The following is a 19,916-nucleotide window of genomic DNA, read 5'->3' as shown; positions in this document are numbered from 1 at the left end:
GCTGCAGCCTGACATAATAATTCGACTCCTGAAATCTCTGACCGTGTTTATGCGGAGCGCGAAACGCTGTTTTGCACTCCGCATATCTTTATATCCGCTGATTTCGACGACCTTTCAGGGACTGAAACGGAGCGTAAAAAATTCAATCTCTCAGCGATGCCGCAGCTCATCACCGAAACAGTGACCGCAATCGAAGCCCTGATCTTGTATTGTGTGCAATCCAGCAGAAGACTTCGAACCGTTGTGCAATTTGCCGTGACGGCGGAAAAAATCCGCAAATATTTTTTGCACTATGCAAAAACGCAAAATTTTTTGCGCAAAAATAGGGGGAATACCGCTGCACCGCCCGATATTCAGAGCGGCTGCTTTTTTATGCAAACGGACGGAATGAGCGCTTAAAATCCGCATGAAAAGTCATGTGGCATCCCAATATCGCGCAAGAAAATTCAGCATTTGCACAAAAGAAGCAGCGTATGTTGACACGAAATAGCAAATTGGCACAAACATTGCTTTGTTTAAGACGAACAAATCTATTTGGAGGAGGTTCATCTGAAAAATGGCAAAAAAGTATATGGAACGTATCGAGGCTCTGCGCAAACAGTACCTGGATACCCGGGTGGACATGGACGTCTACAATGCCAAGTATCTGACCGAAGGCTTTCGGGAAACGGAAGGCCAGCCTTGGAGCATACAGAAAGCAACCGGATTTCTCCACCAATGCCGCAAGAAAAACATCTATATCCTGGACGATGAGCTGCTGGTAGGTGGTGCCGGATTCAAACCCCGATGTGGTATCCTGTGCGCCGACAGTTCCTGTTCCATTCTGGACAGGGAGTTGGACACCATCAGCACTCGCAAGTTCGACCCCTTTTACCTCAGCGAGGAAGGCAAAAAGATCTTTAAGGAAGAGGTTTCGGATTACTGGAAGAACAAATGCTTGTTGGACCGCTGGCGCGCCATGGCTCCCGATGACATGGAGACCCTGCGGGATAACGGAATGATCTATATCGACCGCAAGGCCGTCCGCGGCTACGGCGAGACCACGCCCGGCTGGACGCGCCTGCTGCAATTGGGCATCGGCGGTATTCGCAAAGAGGCGGAGGAAGCTCTGGCCAGGCTGGACGACGCCCATGTGGGCGATCTTGAAAAAATCATTTTTTTAAAGTCTGAGCTCATCGCCTGCGAGGGCATCGTCACACTGGCCAACCGCCATGCCGATCTGGCCGGGAAGATGGCTGCCAAGTGTGAGGACCCCATGCGCAGGGCCGAGCTGGAAAAGATCGCCGAGGTCTGCCGCTGGGTGCCGGAGCATCCCGCCCGGAATTTCTACGAGGCCTGCCAGAGCATCCTGTTCTACGAGTATGCCATCTACATGGAGCAGAACGCCTCGTCTTACAACCTGGGCCGTCTGGACCAGTATCTGTATCCCTACTACAAGGCCGACAGGAAAGCCGGCATCCTGGACGACGACGGCGCGCAGACGCTGTTGGACTGCCTGTGGATCAAGGTGGCTGAATTGAGCCTGTTCCAGGACGAGGTCACCGCGCAGTATGCCGCCGGCTACTGCATCACCGTCCAGGTGTCCGCGGGCGGCATCGACCAGTACGGCAACGACGCGGTCAACCCCGTGTCCTACATGCTGATCCAGGCCGTTATGGACGTCCGGTTCAAAGAGCCCAATACGACGATCCGCTACAATATTTCAAAGAACCCGGACTCCTTCCTGCGCAAGGCAGTGGAGGCCATCCGGATGGGGCTGACCATGCCTGCCGTCTACCATGACGACGCCGGCATCCGCATGCTTCTGAACAAAGGCGTGCCGTTGAGCGAGGCCTGGGACTGGAATCCCTGCGGCTGTGTGGAGACCAACCTGTCCGGCCGGATGAAGCAGTACACCGATATGGCCGACATCAACATGGGCGGCATCGTCGAAATGGCGCTGAACGACGGCGTCAGCCGCAAGACCGGCAAGCGGGTGTCCGTTTCCACCGGCGATCCCAGCAGCTTCAAGACTTTCAACGATTTCTTTGAAGCGGTCAAGACTCACATCCGCTACTTTGTGGACGTGGTTGCGTCCGGTAACCAGCTGCTGGATTATCTGAGTATGAACTACCGCCCTGTGCCCGCTTTGTCCCTGACCTATCCTCACTGCATCGAAAGCGCCACGGATTACAGCATGGGCGGCGCCAAATACAACTGCGGCGGAGGCGTCATCACCGTGGGCCAGGCGGACATCGTCAATTCCCTGGCGGCTGTGAAGTACCTGATTTACGATGAAAAGGCAATCACCATGAAAAAGCTGTGCAACGCGCTGGCGGCCAATTTCGATGGGTACGAGGACGTCCGGAAGATGTGCATGGAAGCCCCCAAATACGGCAATGACGATGATCGGGCCGACTTCTGCGTGGGCGAGGTGTTCACCTACGTCGTCGACCAGTTCGAGAAGTATGACACCAAGTTCGGCAGGATGACTTGCGGCATGCTGCCCGTTTCCGGCAATACGCCCATCGGCGAGTGGGTCGGCGCCCTGCCTTCCGGCCGCCGGGCCTGGACACCCCTGACCGACGGGATCGGCGCCACCGGCGGCACCGATACTCACGGCCCTACCGCTCTGCTCAAGTCCGTCAGCCATATTCCTCACGCGCGCTACACGCAGGGCACTCAGTTAAACATGAAGCTGGAGCCCGCCATTCTGGCCGGCGAAGACGGCCTTGTCCACGGGATGAACCTGCTGAAGACCCTGTGTACGCTGGATGTGTATCATGTCCAGTTCAACGTAGTGGACCGCCAGACGCTGCTGGATGCCCAGGCCCACCCAGAGAAGCATAAGGACCTGCTGATCCGCGTGGCTGGGTACACCGCGTTCTTCGTGGAACTGGGCAAGGACGTTCAGGATGAGATCATCGGCCGGACTGAAATCAGCAGCTGGAGCAGCTGCGGCTGCGGCAGATAACGTCAAAATTGGAAGGGAAACACGGTAACGCAATGGAATTATTAACGAAGAGGTTATTTGACTTTGATGATGGAACTATTCGATAAAGACAGACAGGGGATGGTATTGAGGATTGAACGGTCCTCAGTCTACGACGGAGAAGGCTTTCGCACGGTCGTATTTTTGAAAGGCTGCCCATTGCGCTGCCAATGGTGCTCCACTCCGGAAAGCCAGTCTTTTGAAATCGAACGGACGGCTGACAACGTATACGGAACCGTGATGACAGTGGAAGATGTGGTGAGGGAACTCCGAAAAGATTCTCTGTTCTTTTTTATCTCCACCGGCGGCATTACCGTGTCGGGGGGAGAACCCCTGGCCCAGCCGGAGTTCACTTTGGCCCTGCTGAAAAATTCCCGGATGGAGTGCATGAATACCGCCATCGAAACATCGTTTTTTGCGCCCTGGGAACGCGTTTGTATGATACTGCCCCATGTCAATACGGTGTTTGTGGACCTGAAGCTGTTCAGCAATGATCTGCATAAGCGCTACTGCGGCACAGACAACGATTTGATTTTGCAGAACCTCCTGAAGACCAACGAGGCGGAGGGCAGCTTCCGTCTCGTAGTCCGGAGGCCCATCATTCCAGGTATCAATGATTCCCGGGAGGAACTGGACAAAATGGGAGAATTTTGCGCCAGGCTGCGCCGTTTGGATCATGTCCAACTGCTGCCGTACCACCGGCTGGGGGCGGAAACCTATAAAAAATTAGGACGGCCCTACCCGCTGGAGGCGCTCCAGATTCCCGCACCGGAGCACATGCTTTGGTGCCGGGAGGAGGTAAGACATTTTGTGGACCAGGTTCTATGATGGGACGACCGTGTTAGGCACCTCGCGCCTGGTAATTTATGCATCCAATCGGAAATAGACTATGTTCTTTTCAGAACTGCTGTTTGGGGTGAGAATCTCACGAATCAGAAAGTAAATATCCATGTCTTTCGTGAATGCAGCGGAGAACATATCCATGATTATCCGCAGATCCTTGTGCCGCTGCAGGAGACGATGAAAATCCGGGTAGGAAATTCTGAATACGAGGTGACACGCGGGGAGCTCTGCTTTATTCCGGCCGGCATGGCTCACCGGTGCGATTATCTGGGTAAACTGCTGGTCATCAATCTCTCCGGAGACATTTCAGAAAACCGGGACGCCGCGCTGCTGTCAAACCCGATGATTGTCCCTATGCGCGAACAGGTTACGCAACTGGTGGAGTTAATCCAGACGGAACTGAGACAGAACCCCGACAGCAGATCGGTGCGCTACTTGTACAGCTATCTGTACAGTAAGCTGATTGAGAACTGTGCCTCGCCGTCGATCCGCTATATCGGTGAGCATTATGATCGGCCTATTACCGTCAATCAGCTGGCGGAGATTGAAAGCTACAATGTTACTTATTATAATAGCTGGTTCAAGCAGCAGACCGGTTTTTCTCCCAGCTTTTATCTGCGCCGCATCCGGATTGATCGGGCAAAAGAGCTGTTGGAAGGGACCAGTTTCAGTGTAATGGAAATTGCAGTCATGGTGGGATACAGCAGCAACTCCACATTTACCCGCGCTTTCCACGGTATCACTGGTATGACCCCCAAAGCATATCGGGATTGCCCCTGTTTCAAAAGAATCGGCTGATATCTGAACAAAGACAGAATCATTGCGACTCTGACCAGAATGCGCTGTTTTTATAAGTGCTCAAATATTTTATAAACGGGGAGTGTACTAAGATGAAAAATGCAAAACGGCAATTTAAGTTAGGCATGCATAGTTATACCCTTCACCTGAGCGGCTGCGGCGAGAGTTGGGGGTTCCAGACCTATGGAGAACATCACGCCTTTGAGAAAGTGCTCTCTTTTGACAAATTGTTGGATTTGGCTGTGGAGGTTGGGCTGGACGTACTGCATATCACCCTGGTGGATCTGGACAACGATTTGAGTCCGGAGCATCTGGCAGCCGTTAAGGCAAATGCCGAAAAGCACGGCCTGGATCTGGAGCTGAACATATCCTTCAATGCCCCCAGCGATCCCCGGGTCAACGCCACGGTGGAGGAAGCTCTGAGGGTAGGCCATGCCATCGGTGCCAAACTGGTAAAGTTCAGCCTGGACACGGAACATCCCAAGCCCGCCAGCCACTCCTGCATGTGCCCGGAGGTCATGGTTCAGCTGTGTGACCGCTATGAACAGTTCAAGAAAAATATTCCCCTGATGGAAAAGTACAACATGAAGGTAGCGATCGAAAACCACTGCGATACCTTTGCCGACGAAGTTATCTGGCTTGTGAAACAACTGGCCCATCCCCTGATCGGCGCCTGCTGCGATACCATCAACTGCCTGGTTCTGATGGAGGGAATCGAGGAGTGCGTGCGCAAGATGGCTCCTTACTGCTACTGCGTCCACTTCTGCGACAACAGGATCGTCACCGACCCGGACGGCACTCATTCCTTGGGCACCGCCATCGGTCAGGGCGACGTGGACTGCTTGAAGATTATGCAGATTTTGCGGGCCGAGGCCCCCGAGGAGCTGGATACCATCGACCTGGAGATCGAACTGCCGCTGAGCGGCTACAGCATCGAAGAGGGGAGGAAACTGGAGCTAAAGAGCCTTAAGGAGAGCATCGAGTATATGCACAACGTTCTGGACATCGGCGTGCGCGGCCGGTAATCAACACAATCCATATAGAAAGAATGGAGAATGAAAAATGGATTTTGCATCGTTCATTTTTAAAGTTGACAACATGCTATGGGCAACCCCGCTTATCGCGCTGATATTTATTACGAGTATCTGCTACTGCATTGCGATGAAGTTCGGCACTGTGAGACACTGGAGGCTGCAGTGGAAACTGCTGAAATCCGGCGGCGGGTCTGTGGAAGGCATTTCTCCGTTTGAGACCTTTTGCACGGTGGTAGCGTACCGCGTCGCGGTCGGCAACATCGGCGGCGTCATGGTCGCGATCATGTACGGCGGACCCGGCGCTCCCTTCTGGATGATTATCACCGCGCTGCTGACCTCCGCCATCGCCTACGCGGAGAACAGCCTTGGCCAGATCTACAAGGTCCGTCAGGACGGCCAGTACCGCAGCGGTCCGTACAACTATATGGAAAGGGGACTCGGCTGGAGGCCGCTGGCAATCGTTTTCGCTCTGCTGGCCCTGATCGGCGTGCCTCTGATCGTCACCGGACCCAGCGCAAACAACATCGGCATGGCATTCCAGAACAGCCTGGGCATTAGCCCGGCAATCTCCGGCGCAGTCGTGGCGGTCATGCTGTTCCTGGTTATCTCCGGCGGCGTGCGCAGAATTGCAAAGTTTTCGACCATCATTGTTCCGATCATGACGGTCGTCTATGCGATTTTGACCATTATTGTTCTGGTGGCGAACGGCAGCAAGATCCCCGGCCTGCTCAGCCTGATTTTCACCAGCGCCTTCAGTACCCATGCCGTTTTCGGCGGCCTGTTCGGCGCGGCGTTCTCTTACGGCGTGAAGCGTGCCGTTAACTCCAGCGGCTCCGGTTTCGGCGAGACGCCTCCGTCCGCAGGTGCGGCAGAGTGCGCGCATCCCGCTACTCAGGGCATCGTCAACGCATCCTCTGTTTACATCGACGTGACGGTCTGTCTGTGCTCTGCGGTGATGGCTCTGATCACCGACTGCTTCAACGTCCTTGGCCCGGACGGCACCTACATGTACATTGGCAAAGGCTCCCCCGTCATGGCAAGCCAGGCTGCCACCGGAACCGCGGGCGTGGTGTGGGTTCAGGAGGCTGCCAATACCGTTATGCCTCATATCGGCGGCTTCATCGTCGCGCTGTCACTGGTGTTCTTCGCGTTCTCGACCTGCATCGCCTATTATTATGAGGGCGAGTCCGCCTTGGCATATCTGGCCAGGAGCAAGAGCCAGGAAGCCCGCAATAAGATGATCTGGGTCATCCGCATCATCATGCCGGTTACGTTCTTTATCTGGGCGAACATCACGGCATCCACCGCCTGGGCGATCAGCGAGGTTATGTTCGGCATCATGGCGTGGGTCAACGGCATCGCGCTGGTCTTCCTGTTCCCTAAGGTCGTGAAGGTGTACAGCGACTATGTGGAACAGCGCAAGAAAGGCGTAGAAGAGCCGTACTTCAACCCCCAGAAGCTGGGTATTAAAAATGTGGATGTATGGATGGACATAAATAAAGAACAAATTGAGAAGGATAAGCGGCAGGAAGCCCGGACGGAGGCGGAAAATCCATCATTCCATCCGGATAACCAACCTGATTTATAAAACAATTCCCTAAATTGCACCGTTCTTTGGCAAGTTGGGCGTTCCGATGCCAAGTTCAGTTACATACAGTGGTTCGGTATTCCTTTTGTGCGGGTAACGTCACCGGTGTTGTGTTCTGGAACGCCTTTGCGGAGACCTCTTGGTGCGAGAGGAAGCTACATCTGAGCGGCAATCACTATGTCTTCGATATCGGAGTGCGCGGTCGGCAAGTGGCAGATACATGAACGGAGGGCTGTGCTTATGAAAAGCACAGCCCTCTGTGATATCATCCCGTAACGAATCTTCAGGAGGCAAAAATTAAAGAGTGCAGTCTGCTCCTGTGGAAAGTACGCCTTAGGATTGAATAGAAACCAGTCAGGGATAGTCTTCCGAGACGTCCATCTCTACATAAACGATGGTGTGCAGCTGCACGGGAAGGCCGCAGCCAATGTATGATTTTTTTAAATATGGTCACCAATCCGGTTATGATTCTATAAAAGGCTGCAGAGGAATCTCTTGAAAAGCGATAACCGAATGGTACAATAGAATCATGTGTATCTTTAGGACTTTGTCCCAGATCCGAGGATATCATATTTATTTGTACAAATTAAGACATATTATATCATAAATTCAAATCTATGGCGGGGAGGGGTACTACATGACGAGTGAAAATGTGATGGAAACGCTCTCTCAATGCGGGCTTGGCGCAATGCTGATCGACGGTGAAGATCGGATTCTTGCAATCAATGACGCCGGGTTTCAGCTTATGCGGGGAAAAGGAGAATTGGGGGCTTCATTACGGGAAATCGTTCCTGTTTTTTGTGGAAAAGAGCCATCAAAGGAATATTGGAATATTGATTTTGGAGAATATCTGCTGCAGTGTCCAACACCCGAAGTAACCGATCTGGCACCAAATACACGTATGATTGTTTTTCGAAACGCAAGAAACGACGCCTGCCATGACATGCTGATGTGCATTATCAATCAGGTGAGCGATTCTGTGATCCTGTGCGATGAGCAGGGACGGGTTTTTTTGCTCAACGATGCCGCCGTCCAGATGGAATCTCTTTTGCAGCAGGAGGTATCCGGAAGGCACCTGCACGACCTTTATAAAGTACTCAACGAAAATGATCTGGAAATTCCGCGCGTGATGGAAGAACGCCGGCCCCGCTTGAACATTCGGCAGCGTTACGTCACCTGGCACGGAAAAGAAGTGGACGTTGTCGACGATTCATACCCTATTATTATGAGCGGCAAGGTCCTGGGCGGCTTCAGCGTGATGAAAGACTGGACTCAGGTCGATGAACTGCACAGACAGGTAATTGAATTACAAGGGAAGCTACTGGGACAAAATGCTGCCGGAGGAAATAATAAAAAAAGTTTTTTATCAGCCAAGTATCAGTTCAAAGATATCATTTACAGCAGCGCGGTGATGTTTGATGTCGTCAAAAAAAGCAAAATGAGTGCCAAGTCTGACTCCAGTGTCATGATTTACGGAGAAACCGGAACCGGAAAAGAACTGTTTGCTCAGAGTATTCATAACGCGAGCCGGCGTGCCAATGACCCGTTTTTGGCAATTAACTGCGCAGCCATTCCGGAAAACCTGTTGGAATCGCTTCTGTTCGGCACTGAAAAAGGCGCCTATACGGGAGCTGAACGCAGGGCCGGGCTGCTTGAACAGGCCAACGGCGGGACCCTGCTTTTGGACGAGATCAACTCGATGCCTCTTCCGCTTCAGCCCAAACTGCTGCGGGTAATACAGGACGGCCTAATTTGGCGGGTTGGCGGGGTATCTGCAATCCATGTGGACGTCAGAATCATTTCAAATATCAATATTCCACCCTGGCAGGCTGTAAAAGAGAAGAAATTGCGGCCGGATCTGCTTTACCGGTTGGGCGTAATCAATCTTACGGTCCCGCCGCTAAGAGAGCGGGCGGAAGATATTCCATTGTTTGCCAAGCACTTCATCCTTGAATTTAATAAGATTTTGTTAAAAAACATCAAGGGGATCAATTCGGACGTAATGGAGGTATTCCGCGCATATAGCTGGCCGGGGAATGTGCGTGAGCTTCAGCATGCGATCGAGTATGCCATGAACATTTTGCCGGATGACGCACTGGAAATCACCAGAGACGTTATCCCGGACCATATTTTAAATGGAATACCGGAATTGGGATTTTCTGAATCTAACGAAGAAAGAGCGATAAATCCGTCATCGTATCAAACAATCCACGATATGGAACGAGACATGCTGGTTAAAAAGCTGAAAGAGAATAACAGAAATATCTCCAAAACAGCCCGCGCATTGGGAATCAGCAGACAGGATCTGCAATACCGGATCAAACGGAACAATATCGATATCAATGAAATGAAGTAGCAGTATATGCTGATCCTTCTGTGATTTCGGAGGAGCCTTCAGAAAACCCGTTCGATCAGTACCCTTTCGGACGGGGCCATTTTTTGGTGCCTTCCAAAAAGAATAAACGGATATCCAGAGATTTTGACCGGTGTGCAACAAACCACAATGATGCCAGCAGATAAAACACCGCGCCCGCTATCAGGTCGATCCAATAACCGAAATACATTCCAAACAGCGTTGCTCCTGCAATCAGTGCCACAAGGATTGCAGGTATGGGATGCCATGGAGCGGTATAGCCTCTTTTTATTGTTCCCAGAGGATACATTTTCCTGAATTTAATCATCATTACAGCTGTAAGAATGTATGTAATAAGCGCGGACATGATCGAAAACGTAATAATATGGTCGAGCAGGCCCGTAAAGCCGAACGCAATCGAGATAGGAAGTAAAAACAGGATCGCCCGGTAAGGGGTCCGGTACTTGGGATGCAGTTTTGCAAATATTTGAGGAATGAGCGTATCTTTCGCCATGGAATACCATGCTCTGCCCGCGTCCGCGATACAGCCGTTCGCGCTGGCCAGGCATGACAACATCGTGCCCGCGAATAAAACGTCTATGATAAGAGGCTTTCCCGTGGCGAGTGCGGCATCGTATAGCGGATAGGTCGATTTGCCCAACTGATCGGCGCTTACCAGTCCGGAGCAGATAAACCAGGTGATTGTCCCGCTTATAATTAACGTGATCATGCCTATGACGGCGCCCACTGGCAAAGAACGCCCTGTCGAGCGGCATTCGCCGGCCGCGAGGGCGGTGCCCTCAATCCCAAGATAAAACCAGCAGCCAAATTGCAGGGCACCCAGAATCCCGATCCATCCGAACGGCAGCCCGTTGGTCAGCTTGGAAAGATGGAGCAGTCCTCCTGCCGGCAAATAGAATTTTGTGCTGAACAGAAGCATGAGAATCGTTATAAAGGCGATTCCGGTAATAACAATATTTAAGTTGAGCGTAGCCTGCATCCCGTGATAGTTCAGATATGTAAACAGCAAAAGGCTTAAAATGACGAACGGAGCAGGATTTATATCCGGGCTCAAAGTCTTTAAAAGCTGTCCGACGACAAGCGCATCGGCGGCCTCCAGCATGATATACTGCAAAACGAGCATCAGCCCCACGTTAAAGGCAGCCAGCGGGCCGAGGAAATATTTGGCCATTGAGTATTGCCCGCCTGCTTCGGGAACCACCGACCCCATTTCCGTATTGATCATCACGAGAGATAGATACAGTATGCCGGTGATCCAGCATGCAATGATCGAGCCTAACGAACCGCCTTTGGCTATGGTGAAATTCCACCCCATAAACTGGCCGACAAGGACAATTCCCACACCCAAAGCCCAAATATGCGACGGACCAAGACTTTTAGACAAACTTGGGTCCTTGCTGCTCACGATTGAATCCCCGCTTTCCCATGAAGCTAAAATCAGTCTTTCTTACCCTTTTCTACATTGATCAAGTCTTTTAGCAATAATACCAGTATAAGTGCGGATAAACCCCACGCGGCGTAATTCAGCAGGCACCAGACGCTCAATTTTTATACCTTCTCTCTCAAATATGTTAAGACGGCTATTTTTTATAAACTTCTTTTATGATTTTTTTCAGACTCTTATCTGATTTGGTTATAATGAGAGTCAGCACGGAAATAAGTCCCAAACAAGTTATGATAAGGGTACGCCTGTTTACAGAATAATTAAGTATGCCCTCAGTATTAACCCCGAGCCGCATCGCCAGAAAAAGCGTTAAAAAACATAAAAGCATCAGAAAGAGCGAATCAAATATTTCGAACATGGTGTTATGCTCTTTCGCCGGCGCATCCACATCATGAAATTCTTCATCGTCATTACAGGGCGGCTCTTCCTTATATAAATCGCTCCGGTTTTTCTTCAGATGACAAACAACTGCGATGGAAGCCCCCGTTGCAAAAGCGCATACAGCCAGGCCTACAGCAAGAACTGCAATCTTTCCAGCATTTCCGGACAGCAGAAAACAAGCTTTCACCATCACGAATGTTAAAACCAGCCAAAGAATCAAGGTTGAAAAAAGGACAGCAACGCAATCGTGCAGGAATGTTCTCTTCATAGTAATTTCACCTCTGCTCTTACAGTGGATACCGTCTGCCTCTCGCTCCAGAATGAGACGGAAGGACATGACTAAATTCCAGCAATAATCATGCCAACTGTTTCGTAAATACAAAATCACAGAAAAGACAGGGAAGATTTTTAAATACATTCTGGTTTTTGATAGCCTTTCAGCTCATATCATGGTGTAAATTCAATGTTTTCCATAGCGCGTTCACCGGATGTTCGTGCAAAGAAATGCAAAAATTTTTGCATTATCCGATCAATAATTGCAAAAATTTTTTGCTTATCCCGCAATCCTCTCTCTTTGATCCAGAGGTAAAAGTCGCAATATGCAATATTTTAACGGAGTATTCGTTCGCTTTTTAAAGTTGGCATGTCTTTTGCTCTCTTTATTCTTTAGCAGCGAAGTTTGGAAATCCCTCTCCGTCAATTGGAAAGGGAGGCTGCACTTAGTACATGGCGCAAATGCGATTCGGGGAGGAGAAACCGTGCGAAAGCGATATCAAATTGTGAAGAAAAGGGTATTGACGCCGGAGATCAGCCAGATCTCGGTCCATGCGCCGCTCATCGCCGCCAAGGCGAAAGCCGGACAGTTTATTATTCTGCGGGTGGACGAGAACGGGGAGCGCATCCCGCTGACTATTTCCGGTGTGGAGGAAGGACTTGTCATTGTGATTTACCAGAAAGTGGGCGCCACTACTCTGGTTCTGGATCAGCTGAACGAGGGAGACTGCCTGCATGATTTCGTCGGCCCCCTGGGGCAACCCACCCACATTGAAAGCTATGGAAGGGTGGCCGTGGTGGGAGGAGGCTTAGGCTGTGCCATTGCATTGCCGGTTGCCCGGGCCCTGACCGAGGCGGGAAACACGGTGGACCTGATTGGCGGATTCAAAACAAAGGACATTGTCATCCTGGAGGACGAGATGTCCAAGGCCTGTACTGCCCTGCACCTCTGCACAGACGACGGCACTTACGGATACCACGGTTTCGTCACGGGTAAGCTGGAGGAACTGATTGGCGGCGGAGTGAAATTCGACCATGTCTTTGCCATAGGGCCCTTGCTGATGATGAAATTTGCCTGTAAATTGACCGGAAAGTACCGTATCCCAACTACCGTCAGTATGAATCCCATCATGGTCGACGGCACCGGCATGTGCGGCGGGTGTCGCCTGACCGTAGGAGGGGAGACGAAATTCGCCTGCGTGGACGGTCCGGATTTCGACGGCCATCAGGTGGATTTTGACGAGGTTATCGCCCGGAACGCCACTTACAAAGACTTTGAAGATCGGCGGAAGAGAAAGCATTTCTGCCGCATGGAAGGGGGTGCCCTCCATGCTGAATATGCAGATGAATAAGACCCCTATGCCGGAACAGGATCCCCGGATCCGCAATCGTAACTTTTTAGAGGTGGCTCAGGGTTACACGCTGGAACAAGCTATCAATGAGGCCAAGCGGTGCCTGAACTGCGGAAAACCCGCCTGTGCAGGCGGGTGCCCGGTGGGAATATGGTCATCGGCAGGGTCCTGACGATCCCGGAGCTATTTGAGCGGGGCTACGAAGCCGTGTTTATCGGCTCCGGAGCCGGTCTTCCCATGTTTATGAAGATCCCCGGCGAGAGCCTGGTGGGCGTCTATTCCGCCAATGAGTACCTGACCCGGATCAATCTGATGAAGGCTTACAAGGAGGGGAGTGCGACTCCGATCCTCCGCAGCAAAAGGGTTGCCGTGGTGGGCGGCGGAAACGTAGCCATGGACGCTGCCCGCTGCGCCAAACGACTGGGTGGAGAGGTACATATCGTCTACCGCCGGGGAGAGCGGGAACTGCCCGCCCGCCGAGAGGAGATCCACCATGCCAGAGAAGAGGGCATTCTTTTCGACCTGCTGACGAACCCCATCTCCATTGAGGGTGATGGAAAGGGCTCCGTGGAGTCCGTGACCTGCATGCGGATGGCTCTGGGTGAACCCGACGCGTCCGGCCGGCGCCGCCCCGAGTCCATCCGGGGCAGCGAGTTCAAGATGGAAGTGGATGCCGTCATCATGGCGCTGGGCACTTCTCCCAACCCCATGAGCACCAGGGGCACCGAGAGATTGGAGAAAACGCGGAAGGGCTGTGTAGCTGCGGATGAAGACGGCCATACCAGCCTCGAAGGCGTCTTTGCCGGCGGCGACGCAGCTACCGGGGCCGCAACCGTGATCTTGGCCATGGGTGCGGGAAAACACGCAGCCAGGTCAATTGACGAGTACTGCCGGAACAAAATTCAGAAGAAGCGAGACACGGCAAAAAAGAGATGTAGGTAAGCACATCACGGGCGTTGTAAATCGACTATCCTAATTGCAAGGCGGTCGGTTTTGAAAAATATATCATTCTATTATCAACTACTTAATTCAGGAGGTTTTACTGTATGGAAAATTTTACGTTTTACAGCCCTACATACTTTGTTTTCGGTAAAGGCACCGAAGAACAGACCGGACAGTATGTCAAGCGCTACGGCGGCCACAAGGTCCTGATCCATTACGGCGGCGGCTCTATTGTGAGGTCCGGCCTGCTTGACCGGGTGAAGGCTTCCCTGGATGCGGAGAACGTCTCTTATATCGAGCTGGGCGGCGTGAAGCCCAACCCCAGAAGCGGTTTGATTTATAAGGGAATCGAACTGGCGCGCAAGGAAAAAGTCGATTTTCTGCTGCCGATCGGCGGCGGCAGTGTTATCGACTCCGCAAAGGCCATTGCCCTGGGCGTTCCCTATGACGGGGATTTCTGGGACTTCTACTGCGGCAAGCCTGTGACGGAAGCCCTTCCCATCGCTGCGATTGTGACCCTGGCAGCCTCCGGCAGCGAAGGATCCACTGACTCCGTCGTCACCAATGAGGATGGTATGTATAAGAGATGCGCCGACGGCGATGTCCTCCGTCCCAGGTTCTCCATTATGAATCCTGAATTGACTACTTCGCTTCCTCCCTACCAGACGGCCAGCGGAATTACAGACATCATGTCTCATTGCATGGAGCGCTATTTCTCTCATTCCAAGGACGTGGAGCTGACGGACCGTCTCCTGGAGGCCGTCATGCTGACCATGATCAAAGAAGGCAGGCGCGTCATGGCCGATCCCGGCAACTATGGGGCGCGCGCCAATATCATGTGGGCGGCCATGGTGGCTCACAACAACATCACCGGCGTGGGCCGTCAGCAGGATTGGGGTACACACCATATGGAGAACGAGCTGTCTACCACTTACGGCTGCTCTCACGGTGCCGGACTGGCTATTTTGTTCCCGTCCTGGATGACCTACGCGATGAAACATCAGGGTGTTGGCCGTTTCGTACAATACGCGACCAGAGTCTGGGGGTGCCAGATGAACTTTGAAGATCCGGAGACCACGGCTAGGGAGGGTATCGCCGCGTTCCAGAAGTTTGTAAAATCCATCGGCATGCCCACTGCCATCAGTGAGATTGGCGGCAAGGAAGAGGACATCCCGGGCCTGGCCAGGAACATGTTCCACGGGGCTCCAAACCATGGCAGTTTCGTCAAGCTTACCGAGGAGATCGCCAGGGAGATTTATCGTATGGCGCTTTAAGTCCGATTGCTTGTTCGGGTTGTTATCCGTAAAGGCCAGATTCCCGTTTCGTTTGTCTATGCGGAAAAGAAAGCGGCGCCTCCCAACCGTGCTGCTTGAGGTGTTTTTATTGTCATCCTGCTTTGGAGTATTAGTATATGGCAATATACGGACAGCGATATTGTGTTCCTCTTGAAACTAGCTGGTATCAGGCCCTTTCCAGGGCTGTTCAAGTCCTCGGCAAGCTGAAGAAATCAATAGTCAGCAGACAGAAAAAGCCAAATTAAGCAAAACCAATGCAATTTGCGTTTTCTGGTATCGGCCTGCTCTTTGGTGTCGCTTGCAGCATCCTGATCTTGAATCATGGAACATTCACAAAGCAGTTCATTATGAAAAAGCTTAACGATCAAAACAGAATCCGTTTGATCTTCAAAGTTCTTGTATGAAAATAAGCTGATGGGTAGCTGCTGAATCGCGTTCCAATTGAGGAGAATAACAAAAAACCTGCAAGGCCCAGAGCCATGCAGGTTTTTTTATGTTTTGGAACCGATCGCCTGTCTTACCTTTGAAGGATACAAGTTTGCCATGACGGCCACGGAGGCGGCTTTGTTTGATCAAAAATTTACAGTCAAAGATGGTGTCCGTTTCGCATCAAAATCTGCCGCTCTCCATATTCCTGCAAAAGGCGGATATGGGATATCCCGCCTATTCCGGTTCGACCAGCAAGCTTCAGTCTGATTCGACGGTCATCAAGCAGCTCGGCCTGGGCATTGCCAGCGATCGCAACGACACCTTCTCAACCCCGACCGTTCCTTCCCCAGAAGATTGGTTAATAGGAAAATTTTAGTGGGAATCGGCAAATTAGGCTTACTAAAGCGCAGCAGGAGCTTGTGGCTGATGACGTGCGTCCGGACTCAAAAAGGACGCGGAAGATGCCGCCCTATTCTGATTATAAACATTATGCGAAGTTCGGGGAATTTACAGCCTCAACAAACGTATTTAGCAAATCATATATAAACAATTTTATGGGAGAGAACCTAAAGCCCAACTTTGATGCAAACTCAGTATTTAAACTATAATCTATTTCACCGTTGTACGGAGCGACGTCACCATCTTTTGATAAAATCGCGTTCTTTCCTGCTTTTTCCTCGACATATTTAATTATATCATTTAGCGATATCGTTCCGCCATTGCTTCCGTTAATTACACCTGTATACTCTTGCTCTGCCAAAAAGGCCAGAAATCTACCTGCTTCATCTGAACTAACAAATCCCATCCGAGCATCTATGTCGTCAATAAACATTGGGATCCCTTTTACAATATGCTCAACATAAAAATACAGCCGCTTTGTATAGTCATCTCTTCCGATAACAAATGGAAGCCGTACGGCCACGCTGCTTTGTGACGGATATGCCTGAAATAAAGCACATTCTGCAAGCCGTTTGACTTCATCATATGGGTAATCTGTTCTGTTACACCATTTTAGTGACTTTTCGAGAGGGTTAAAGTCATTTTCTACTGTATTGACATGCAGTCGATATACAGATGCTGAGGATGTCATCAAATAGCGCTTGCAATGTACAGAATCCAATACATATTTCACATCGTTAGAACAATAAGCAAGGCTGTCACATACCACATCGAAAGTTTTGCCGTTAAATGCGTCCGCTATGCTTTTGGGTGATGAGCGCTCAATAACCACTCTATGAACGCTATTTCCAAAATCATCTTTTTTTCGTCCTCTTGTAGCGATTGTAATATTGTGCCCTTTTTGTATGAGCGCTTCAACCATATGAATACCGAAATATCTAGTACCGCCAAATACTAATATATTCATTCTACCCTCCCAGATAAATAAAGACTATATCACCCAATTTTACTTTCGTCATTGATAAATACGTGCCTAACTCTCATTATTCCGCTTATGCGAAGTTCACTTTTCTTTTCGAATACTGATAATGTGTATTTCAATCCACGCTCCCGCATGGGGAGCGACAGAAAAAGTAACTAAGGCAGACAAGAAAATCAGATAAATTTTCACTGATTCCCTAATAACAAGAAAGCACGCAGCCGGCCGATAAAAGCTTTGTTTCAAATAAGAATATAAAATGCGGATAATCCGGTGCGAAGCCTCCTGTAAATCGTTGGAAGCTCCTGGTTCGCACCGGAAGCCGCAACTCAGACAATTAAAGGTCCTTCCACATCAGGGCCGGGCTGGCTCCGGTAAAACCGAATGCGACGATGCCGTCCAGATTGTGCAGCGGAATCCGCCGCAGTTCCTCCTTTCCCTTCTGGATGACGATGTTTTCGCCGTCCAACGCGAGGCAGGCATCCGGCGTCATGACAAAGGGGAGTGAAACCGCCGAAAAGCTGGTTTCCAAGTTTGATACAATACAATCAAGCGATTTTTAATGCTCGTGTTAAACCTAGGTGAGGATACGGCGAGTACTGAGGCTTGCGCCATCGAGCATTCCATCTGTAATGTGACGCTTGGGAAAATGGCGTCTTTGATATCAAGAGACCTACAAAGTGACAGGAGTATTCCCGTAAAGGGTAAAATCTAAGACTTGCTGAAGAAAGATACCTTCTGGAATCAAAGTATGAACAGGGTCATAGCCCTAATAAGATGAACATTCGAATGGGATTTTGCCAATTTTTAAGTTGAATTGCTATATGATAACTGTCTCTAGATTGTCATATTCGGTGGCGCTTTTTATGCTGCCACAACGACGGTTCTATAGTATAATTGAAAAGCCGCCGAATTATCCAACCAATTTTCTCCCCGTTTCAAACGCCTTATCCAATAGTTCTTGTGGTATTGAATAATCAGGTTCGGTACTACCGTAGCTAAGCAGACTATCTATAAACTCCCAACCGAACAGTGTAAAAAAACTTATTATTGCTTCGATGGCTCCTTTAAACATATCCTTATCAATATTTGCCTGCGAATAAATCGTTACAGCTTTTTTTCCCAGGATAACGTGGAGCAAAATCTGCGCCGATCATGGGGTACATCCGGTCAATTAACTGTTTGGATTGTCCGCCGATATTGCCGAAATAGATTGGAAAGCCCACCACTATGCCATCCGCTTGTTCTATTTCTTCGTACATAGGCGACAGCTTATCCTTTGTATCACAGCCCTCGTGAGTTCGACAGTAGAAGCAGCCTTGGCAGCCTTTCAGAACGGCATAGACGATGAGCATCACATAAAACAGCACTAAAAGGATTTTCTTCCCCAAAGATCCCCTCCTTTTTGGCCTATCCTACATCTTCGGCGTGAAATCGTTCAGGGTTTTGCGCTCCGGCTTTTGTCCTTCACTGAGATGCAGAGCCTTTCCCCAAGTCTTTCCGGTCTCGTATTTCAGGAACTCGAACAGCGGCTTCAGTTCCTCTGCTTCGTCATATTTTTGCAGGCAGTCGTAATATAGCCGCTTGTCCTCATCGTAAACGATCAGAGGCGGGTGGCCGTGAATCATCAGATAATAGTTTAGGAGGGTACGACCGACCCGGCCGTTTCCGTCCGCGAAGGGATGGATGAACTCGAATTTGGCGTGCAGATATGCGGCGGCCTTCAGGACCTCCTTTTCGTTATAGGCATTGACCTCATCAAGAAGCTCCAGAAGGTCGCTCCCCACGCTCTCCGCCGGTGAGCCGACCTCGTATACTCCGGTGACATAATCGTGCTTCTTGAACTCGCCGGGCCTCTCTCCGTTCTCAACATAACGCCGTTCGTCATAGGTGCCGCCCGTCAGGATACGGTGGATCTCCCGGATCAGTTCCAGGCTCAGCGGCGCTTTTTGGACGATCTTCTCCTTCAGGAATTCATAGCAGATCTTCTGATTCTGCTGTTCGAACAACGCGCGCGGATTTCCGGTATAATTGGACACCCTGCCGTTTTCAAAGATCTCTCTGGTGTCGTGATAGGTGATTTCCTCATTCTCGATCTTTCCGGAATGGTAAGCGAAAAGGATTCGGAAGCTGTCCAGATGTTTGTCCAGATCAGCCTCGGAAGTAATTCGATAGGACTGCCAGAGCCGGACCGCCTCATCGTACTGTTCCAAAAGTGCCGCCTCCTTTTATGGTGTTTTTTATATTATACCACATTTCAGCCCGGCATAGGCATTGATTTCCCTCCTGTCCCCATGGTCGGGGCTTCGATTTGGTTGTCTGCCAGAGCCTGGTCAACTCCGACAGCCTTTCTGTCGGGACGCCGCTTATAACGATTTCCGTTCCATAGGCTCCCGGCCGGATGGCTTTGATCGGAGCGTCCAGCAGGTCGGTAAACCGTTCCTGAGCCTTTTCGGAAATATTTCCGTCTTTCAGCCCGCCGACAGGGATAAATCCGGCATTATAATCGTCATCGACAAGATAAGTGTTTGCGGGCAGGCCAAGTAGAATCAGGTCGCGGAACCGCAGAGAAGGTAACCCAGCGGAGATGTACTCGAGCTCCTGCTGCTCGGCGGCGACGAGTTCCCGAGCCCTCGGTACAAGGCTCGCGTAGCGGGCGTAATCAGATCCTTCCGAATTGACCAGCACTCCTTCCGAACCGCCTTCGCCTATGACAAGAAGGCAGTGGGCGACGCCGTTTTGATCGGCCGACATCCAGTCCCGGTTTTCCGCTATGAACGGCATATCACGGGATAAATGGTTTCTGCACTCACG

The 19,916-nt window shown here is 50.8% G+C and carries 17 protein-coding genes and 2 pseudogenes; 12 read left to right on the top strand and 7 right to left on the bottom strand.

What is annotated here, in order from left to right; all coding sequences use genetic code 11:
- Positions 1-156 precede the first annotated feature (156 nt).
- The 7 genes from VA597_RS10070 to VA597_RS10040 all read left to right on the top strand — a co-directional run bounded on the left by VA597_RS10070 (position 157) and on the right by VA597_RS10040 (position 9,590).
- Entirely contained in the window at positions 157-399 is a 243-nt protein-coding gene (locus VA597_RS10070; protein WP_326974532.1) for a hypothetical protein, read from the top strand.
- A 157-nt stretch (positions 400-556) separates the two neighbouring features.
- Complete coding sequence (locus VA597_RS10065; protein ID WP_128742677.1) at positions 557-2,953, top strand: glycyl radical protein; 2,397 nt, start codon at positions 557-559, stop codon at positions 2,951-2,953.
- 66 nt (positions 2,954-3,019) lie between these two features.
- Complete coding sequence (locus tag VA597_RS10060; RefSeq protein WP_243112800.1) at positions 3,020-3,799, top strand: glycyl-radical enzyme activating protein; 780 nt, start codon at positions 3,020-3,022, stop codon at positions 3,797-3,799.
- Between the two features lie 192 nt (positions 3,800-3,991).
- Entirely contained in the window at positions 3,992-4,612 is a 621-nt protein-coding gene (locus VA597_RS10055) for an AraC family transcriptional regulator (protein ID WP_205703158.1), read from the top strand.
- 125 nt (positions 4,613-4,737) lie between these two features.
- On the top strand, positions 4,738-5,637 hold the full coding sequence (locus tag VA597_RS10050; protein ID WP_326974531.1) for a sugar phosphate isomerase/epimerase family protein: 900 nt from the start codon (positions 4,738-4,740) through the stop codon (positions 5,635-5,637).
- Between the two features lie 37 nt (positions 5,638-5,674).
- On the top strand, positions 5,675-7,234 hold the full coding sequence (locus VA597_RS10045) for an alanine/glycine:cation symporter family protein (protein WP_128742674.1): 1,560 nt from the start codon (positions 5,675-5,677) through the stop codon (positions 7,232-7,234).
- Between the two features lie 637 nt (positions 7,235-7,871).
- Positions 7,872-9,590, top strand: coding sequence for a sigma-54 interaction domain-containing protein (locus VA597_RS10040; protein ID WP_128742673.1), 1,719 nt, complete (start codon positions 7,872-7,874; stop codon positions 9,588-9,590).
- A 55-nt stretch (positions 9,591-9,645) separates the two neighbouring features.
- Here the strand turns inward: VA597_RS10040 and VA597_RS10035 are convergent, their stop codons facing one another.
- Both VA597_RS10035 and VA597_RS10030 read right to left on the bottom strand, forming a co-directional pair.
- Positions 9,646-10,992, bottom strand: a complete 1,347-nt coding sequence (locus tag VA597_RS10035; protein ID WP_326974530.1) for an APC family permease — start codon at positions 10,990-10,992, stop codon at positions 9,646-9,648.
- A 196-nt stretch (positions 10,993-11,188) separates the two neighbouring features.
- Positions 11,189-11,851 carry a hypothetical protein gene (locus VA597_RS10030; RefSeq protein WP_326974529.1) on the bottom strand — a complete coding sequence of 221 codons (663 nt, stop codon included), beginning with the start codon at positions 11,849-11,851 and terminating at the stop codon, positions 11,189-11,191.
- Positions 11,852-12,191: 340 nt separating this feature from the next.
- Here VA597_RS10030 and VA597_RS10025 point away from each other — a divergent pair, with 340 nt between their 5' ends.
- The 5 genes and pseudogenes from VA597_RS10025 to VA597_RS10010 all read left to right on the top strand — a co-directional run bounded on the left by VA597_RS10025 (position 12,192) and on the right by VA597_RS10010 (position 16,100).
- Positions 12,192-13,058 carry a sulfide/dihydroorotate dehydrogenase-like FAD/NAD-binding protein gene (locus tag VA597_RS10025; protein ID WP_243112485.1) on the top strand — a complete coding sequence of 289 codons (867 nt, stop codon included), beginning with the start codon at positions 12,192-12,194 and terminating at the stop codon, positions 13,056-13,058.
- Entirely contained in the window at positions 13,036-13,230 is a 195-nt protein-coding gene (locus VA597_RS17760; protein ID WP_442861458.1) for a hypothetical protein, read from the top strand. Before VA597_RS10025 ends, VA597_RS17760 begins: the two co-directional genes overlap by 23 nt.
- Positions 13,206-14,000, top strand: a pseudogene (locus VA597_RS10020) (FAD-dependent oxidoreductase); the annotation flags it as partial. The gene VA597_RS17760 and the pseudogene VA597_RS10020, both read left to right, overlap by 25 nt.
- Before the next feature lie 104 nt (positions 14,001-14,104).
- Complete coding sequence (locus VA597_RS10015) at positions 14,105-15,274, top strand: iron-containing alcohol dehydrogenase (RefSeq protein ID WP_128742670.1); 1,170 nt, start codon at positions 14,105-14,107, stop codon at positions 15,272-15,274.
- A 589-nt stretch (positions 15,275-15,863) separates the two neighbouring features.
- Positions 15,864-16,100, top strand: coding sequence for a hypothetical protein (locus VA597_RS10010; protein WP_128742669.1), 237 nt, complete (start codon positions 15,864-15,866; stop codon positions 16,098-16,100).
- Between the two features lie 111 nt (positions 16,101-16,211).
- Here VA597_RS10010 and VA597_RS10005 read toward each other — a convergent pair whose 3' ends face one another.
- The 5 genes and pseudogenes from VA597_RS10005 to VA597_RS09985 form a co-directional block, all read right to left on the bottom strand.
- The gene (locus VA597_RS10005) at positions 16,212-17,090 is read right to left on the bottom strand and encodes an NAD-dependent epimerase/dehydratase family protein (RefSeq protein WP_128742668.1); all 879 of its coding nucleotides are present in this window, start codon (positions 17,088-17,090) and stop codon (positions 16,212-16,214) included.
- Between the two features lie 364 nt (positions 17,091-17,454).
- Positions 17,455-17,595 (bottom strand): annotated as a pseudogene (locus tag VA597_RS10000) (CRISPR-associated endonuclease Cas1); the annotation flags it as partial.
- Between the two features lie 589 nt (positions 17,596-18,184).
- The gene (locus VA597_RS09995) at positions 18,185-18,493 is read right to left on the bottom strand and encodes a flavodoxin family protein (RefSeq protein ID WP_128742666.1); all 309 of its coding nucleotides are present in this window, start codon (positions 18,491-18,493) and stop codon (positions 18,185-18,187) included.
- A 24-nt stretch (positions 18,494-18,517) separates the two neighbouring features.
- On the bottom strand, positions 18,518-19,315 hold the full coding sequence (locus VA597_RS09990) for a Fic family protein (protein ID WP_128742665.1): 798 nt from the start codon (positions 19,313-19,315) through the stop codon (positions 18,518-18,520).
- Positions 19,299-19,856, bottom strand: coding sequence for a DUF6329 domain-containing protein (locus VA597_RS09985; RefSeq protein ID WP_243112798.1), 558 nt, complete (start codon positions 19,854-19,856; stop codon positions 19,299-19,301). The genes VA597_RS09990 and VA597_RS09985 overlap by 17 nt, the downstream gene beginning before the upstream one ends.
- Positions 19,857-19,916: the final 60 nt, after the last annotated feature.

The sequence above is a fragment of the Caproicibacter sp. BJN0012 genome (genome assembly GCF_035986805.1).
Taxonomy (GTDB): Bacteria; Bacillota; Clostridia; order Oscillospirales; family Acutalibacteraceae; genus Caproicibacter.
The sequence above is the reverse complement of the archived record's forward strand: the minus strand, read 5'-3'. Positions and strand labels throughout refer to the sequence as shown.

Excerpts from the sequence above, each read along its gene's own strand:
- VA597_RS10070 (WP_326974532.1), top strand. The coding sequence starts at position 157 with ATGCCGCAGCTCATCACCGAAACAGTGACCGCAATCGAAGCCCTGATC.
- VA597_RS10065 (WP_128742677.1), top strand. The coding sequence starts at position 557 with ATGGCAAAAAAGTATATGGAACGTATCGAGGCTCTGCGCAAACAGTAC.
- VA597_RS10060 (WP_243112800.1), top strand. The coding sequence starts at position 3,020 with ATGATGGAACTATTCGATAAAGACAGACAGGGGATGGTATTGAGGATT.
- VA597_RS10055 (WP_205703158.1), top strand. The coding sequence starts at position 3,992 with ATGAAAATCCGGGTAGGAAATTCTGAATACGAGGTGACACGCGGGGAG.
- VA597_RS10050 (WP_326974531.1), top strand. The coding sequence starts at position 4,738 with ATGCATAGTTATACCCTTCACCTGAGCGGCTGCGGCGAGAGTTGGGGG.
- VA597_RS10045 (WP_128742674.1), top strand. The coding sequence starts at position 5,675 with ATGGATTTTGCATCGTTCATTTTTAAAGTTGACAACATGCTATGGGCA.
- VA597_RS10040 (WP_128742673.1), top strand. The coding sequence starts at position 7,872 with ATGACGAGTGAAAATGTGATGGAAACGCTCTCTCAATGCGGGCTTGGC.
- VA597_RS10030 (WP_326974529.1), bottom strand. The coding sequence starts at position 11,851 with ATGTATTTAAAAATCTTCCCTGTCTTTTCTGTGATTTTGTATTTACGA.
- VA597_RS17760 (WP_442861458.1), top strand. The coding sequence starts at position 13,036 with ATGCTGAATATGCAGATGAATAAGACCCCTATGCCGGAACAGGATCCC.
- VA597_RS10015 (WP_128742670.1), top strand. The coding sequence starts at position 14,105 with ATGGAAAATTTTACGTTTTACAGCCCTACATACTTTGTTTTCGGTAAA.
- VA597_RS10005 (WP_128742668.1), bottom strand. The coding sequence starts at position 17,090 with ATGAATATATTAGTATTTGGCGGTACTAGATATTTCGGTATTCATATG.
- VA597_RS09985 (WP_243112798.1), bottom strand. The coding sequence starts at position 19,856 with ATGTCGGCCGATCAAAACGGCGTCGCCCACTGCCTTCTTGTCATAGGC.